Genomic DNA, 3541 nt, shown 5'->3' with positions numbered 1-3541 from the left:
AGACAGCTTCAGGGGTATGGCTTCTGACCTGGAGGGCTTCTCGCCGGTGGAGGAGTTCGTCATGAATTTCTTCGCCGGCGTCGAGACGACGGTGACCACCGCGCTTTGGGTGATCGACCGGCTGGGGGCCAACCAGCAGGTGCAGGAGCGCATCCATGCGGAGGTTCTCTCGGGCGAAGCGCAAACGCCGTACACCGATTGCATGATCAACGAAACGATGCGTTATTTTCCACCGATACCGTTCCTAACCCGGGAGGTTGGCGCCGATACTGTACTCGACGGCCAGAAGCTCTATGCCGGCCAACTGATTATGGTATCGATTGTCGGCGTTCACCAGCATCCGGCTTTCTGGTCAAACCCGCGTGTCTTCGACGCCAGCCGCAAGGAATTCATCGAGAACAGCTTTGATCGACGGGCCTTTATTCCCTTCCTTACCGGACCGCGCATGTGCGGTGGCGCACGTCTCGGCCGGCTCGAAATCAGGGAGGCGGTACTCGCCATCGTTCGGCAGTTCGCTTTCAGCCGAGCCGACGATGTGATCCGGTTCGACTATGCGCTGGCACTGCGCCCGGCGCAGGGGTCTTCGGTCAGTGTTTCACGCCGATGAAACACCAGGTCAGGTATGGTCCTGCCAGAACCGCCTGACGTAGTCCCCAAATTGCCTTTTGATCATGGTCTTGAACTCGACATCATGCGCATAGCGCTTACTTGCCGATATCGTTTTTGATTTCAGTTCGAAGCCTGGGAACCAGTAGCTCATTGTGGTCGAAGCGTTTCCCTGCTGGTTCGCAATAAAGTCCTCATAGCAAACCTCAGCCACTCTGCGCCGATCAAGGGCGTTCAGGTAATTTTTCCACCTGATTTCGCTATCGAAAATGTATTGGGCGGTATCCCTGACGACCCTCTCGGTCAAAATTGTCACCGTGGGAATTCCAGGCAGCGTCTCTTGGCTGTCGAACGGCTGGCCGGTATGCAGCATGGAGAGCAGGCTTATGGTCTGATCGACCTTGTTTCTCCTGGAGAGAAAGACATAGAACGAGTTGTCGTCGTCACCGCCGATTGAATCGCGCGCGAATGGCAGGTTTTCGAAGAATATCTTGGCGGCGAATATGCCGTTCTCAGTCCTTTTCGCCAGGAGACGGCGACCATAGTCCGGTGCCTGCTGATTAAGTTTTTCAAGGTCCATGGCGTCGTCGGCCGACCACCGTCTCATCAGCGGCAAGGCATACTGCCACTGAAAGTACTCCGTGGGTATTCCCAGACCGAACTGCTGCAGGACCTGACAATAAGAATGCCCCGCCGTTCGCGGAGTCGTGCAAATCAGGATTTTGGCAGGGTTTTCGGCAGGGCTTTGGCGATCATAGGTCGCGGCGATATAGTCACTGTAGAGATCGTCGAAATGCATTCCGGAACCAACCCCACCACGATACTGCAGTTTTCAGGCAGCAGATAGAAACCCCAAGATGAGCAGAGCCTGGTCCAGCGTCATCAGCGATGGCGGTTCGCCGGCATCGATGTTGTCGACAAGCCATAGATCAGGCCGTGCCAGCCGCGTGCGCTCGATAATCTGCCGCTCGATGACCTGACTGCCGCGACCATACATCAGCAGGATGCGGGCGTCGATCTTAGCGGCAATTGGGAAAAGATCGTATTCGCGGCCGGCCAGGGCGCCAAAGTTTCCCGTCGTGGCCGGGTCATACGCGAGCCGGAAGCCGCGGGGGCCGGTAGCGATCCTGTTTTCGACATAGCGGTTGAACACTGTGTCCTCGATCGGGCCCATGACAGCTCTGGTGGCGCTTAGATAGTCCTTGGCCATGGCGCGGGTTTCGAACGCAAGCGTACTTTCTTTGAGGACTTCGTCTCTCATCGCGTCGATGTTCGGCCCACCGATCATGGGTACGTCGTTGAGAATGATTCGAGCGGCCTTGGAGCGGGTCATCTGAAGAAACAGCAGCAAAATCGTGCCGCCCCACGACGTGCCGATGAAGTGGTTTTCTGTACCGGCGAACTCGCCGAGCGCACGCAGGCATTTGGAATAGACATTCATGTCGTATCCCGACCCCAGATAGGCGCTGCGCCCGCGTCCCAAAAGGTCAGGACAAACAACCAGAAAGCCATTGCGACACAGAAAGGTGGCGAGATAATCGAAGTCGGCACCGTTGCCGGTGAAGCCGTGCAGGCAGAAAACTGTTGCGCGCGGCGTGCCGGAGGGGCGCCAGATGCGCACGAACATCGTAGCATAGCGATCACCCAGCCGAACGAGGATTTCTTGTGTCAGTGCCTCGGCGGGGGTGGCCGTATCCATCAGACGTCGCGCTTGCGGACGGCGCGCTTGACCGAGCCGCGGTTGTCGATGAAGTCACGTTTCCAGAATACCGATTTGCCCAGGTTGATGCGCTTGGCTTCCTTGATCATCGGCAGGATGTGGGACGAGGATCGCGTCGCCAGCACCGTAACCGCAGTGGCATCGCCATCCGGCAAGGGGTTGAGCGGCCCGCCATTCATCGCCCAGGCCTCAGCTATCTCGCGGCTGGTCTGGATCCAGCCGACGTAAGCGACGATGGCGTCATTGATCGAGCCGATCATATGTGTCTGTTGATCCAACTGGTACCGCAGCGTCTTCACCATCAGGCCGAATTCGTAGCCGTCAAAAGGCGGATAATGTGCGATGAAGTTGCAAACCAGTCCCAGCGAAACCGGATTACTGGGAATACGCGAGAACAGAAGATTGCTCATGCCGAGATTGTTGACCCCGCCCATCCCAGATCATAACGATCAATCCGTACTCGCCACGAAACAGGAAAACAATCGGAATTAGCGGGCCTGGTGCGGTTGGCCACATTGCGTATTCAAAGCGAATGTCCCGTTCTGAACGCATCCGATTTGCAAACTATACAAAGTTTTTCCGAAGACGAAGCAGGAGAACAAGAATGGCCCAGGACAGCCCCTTCACCGTCGACGCAGATTGGCTGCAGCAACGCCTCGGAGAGCCTGGCCTGACCGTTGTCGACGCATCCTGGTACCTGCCGGCGCAAAAACGCGACTCGCGTGCCGAATATAACGCGGCCCACATCCCGGGTGCACGATTTCTCGATCAGGATGCCGTTTCGGATCCGGATTCGCCCCTGCCGCATACCTTGCCGTCGCCGCAGCATTTTGCCCAGTATGTCGGCGCCATGGGCGTTTCGGCCGATGACACCATCGTCGTCTACGACGGCCCGGGTTTCTTCTCCGCACCTCGGGCGTGGTGGATGTTCCGGGTGATGGGCGTCTTTCAGACCTATGTTCTGGATGGTGGCTTCGATGGCTGGAAAGCGGCCGGCAGGCCGGTGACGGCTGAGCCGACGAAGATCGCGCCAAGCGTGTTTCATGCCGACTTCGACGCCGGGCGCGTCGCCAGCCTCGCCGACATGCGCGGGATCGTCGACACCAAGGCGAGCCAGATCGCCGACGCCCGTGGACCGGGCCGCTTCACCGGCACTGAACCTGAGCCGCGCGCGGGTATCCGCTCCGGCCATATGCCCGGCGCGCGCAATCTGCC

Annotated in this window: 5 protein-coding genes; 2 read left to right on the top strand and 3 right to left on the bottom strand. The window is 58.3% G+C overall.

Translation table 11 applies throughout. From position 1 onward, the window contains the following. A partial coding sequence (locus tag EOD15_RS30860) for a cytochrome P450 (RefSeq protein ID WP_210212214.1) occupies positions 1-607 on the top strand: 607 nt, incomplete at its 5' end. 9 nt (positions 608-616) lie between these two features. Here the strand turns inward: EOD15_RS30860 and EOD15_RS30855 are convergent. The 3 genes from EOD15_RS30855 to EOD15_RS30845 are packed head-to-tail and all read right to left on the bottom strand — an operon-like array spanning position 617 to position 2760. Continuing rightward, positions 617-1405 carry a hypothetical protein gene (locus EOD15_RS30855; RefSeq protein ID WP_127381181.1) on the bottom strand — a complete coding sequence of 263 codons (789 nt, stop codon included), beginning with the start codon at positions 1403-1405 and terminating at the stop codon, positions 617-619. A 33-nt stretch (positions 1406-1438) separates the two neighbouring features. After that, positions 1439-2305: an alpha/beta fold hydrolase gene (locus EOD15_RS30850; RefSeq protein WP_127381180.1), complete on the bottom strand. Its 867-nt coding sequence runs from the start codon at positions 2303-2305 to the stop codon at positions 1439-1441. After that, positions 2305-2760, bottom strand: coding sequence for a hypothetical protein (locus EOD15_RS30845; RefSeq protein WP_127381179.1), 456 nt, complete (start codon positions 2758-2760; stop codon positions 2305-2307). The genes EOD15_RS30850 and EOD15_RS30845 overlap by 1 nt, the downstream gene beginning before the upstream one ends. Before the next feature lie 170 nt (positions 2761-2930). Here EOD15_RS30845 and EOD15_RS30840 point away from each other — a divergent pair. Then, the coding region (locus EOD15_RS30840; RefSeq protein WP_148129717.1) for a sulfurtransferase at positions 2931-3541 on the top strand (611 nt) is incomplete at its 3' end.

Source organism: Mesorhizobium sp. M7A.T.Ca.US.000.02.2.1 (assembly GCF_003996995.1).
GTDB lineage: Bacteria > Pseudomonadota > Alphaproteobacteria > Rhizobiales > Rhizobiaceae > Mesorhizobium.
Note: the sequence above shows the minus strand (reverse complement) of the source record. Positions and strands in the feature narration are given on the sequence as shown.

Coding starts and splice junctions, on each gene's coding strand:
- EOD15_RS30850 (WP_127381180.1), bottom strand. CDS start 2,305: ATGGATACGGCCACCCCCGCCGAGGCACTGACACAAGAAATCCTCGTT.
- EOD15_RS30855 (WP_127381181.1), bottom strand. CDS start 1,405: ATGCATTTCGACGATCTCTACAGTGACTATATCGCCGCGACCTATGAT.
- EOD15_RS30845 (WP_127381179.1), bottom strand. CDS start 2,760: ATGGGCGGGGTCAACAATCTCGGCATGAGCAATCTTCTGTTCTCGCGT.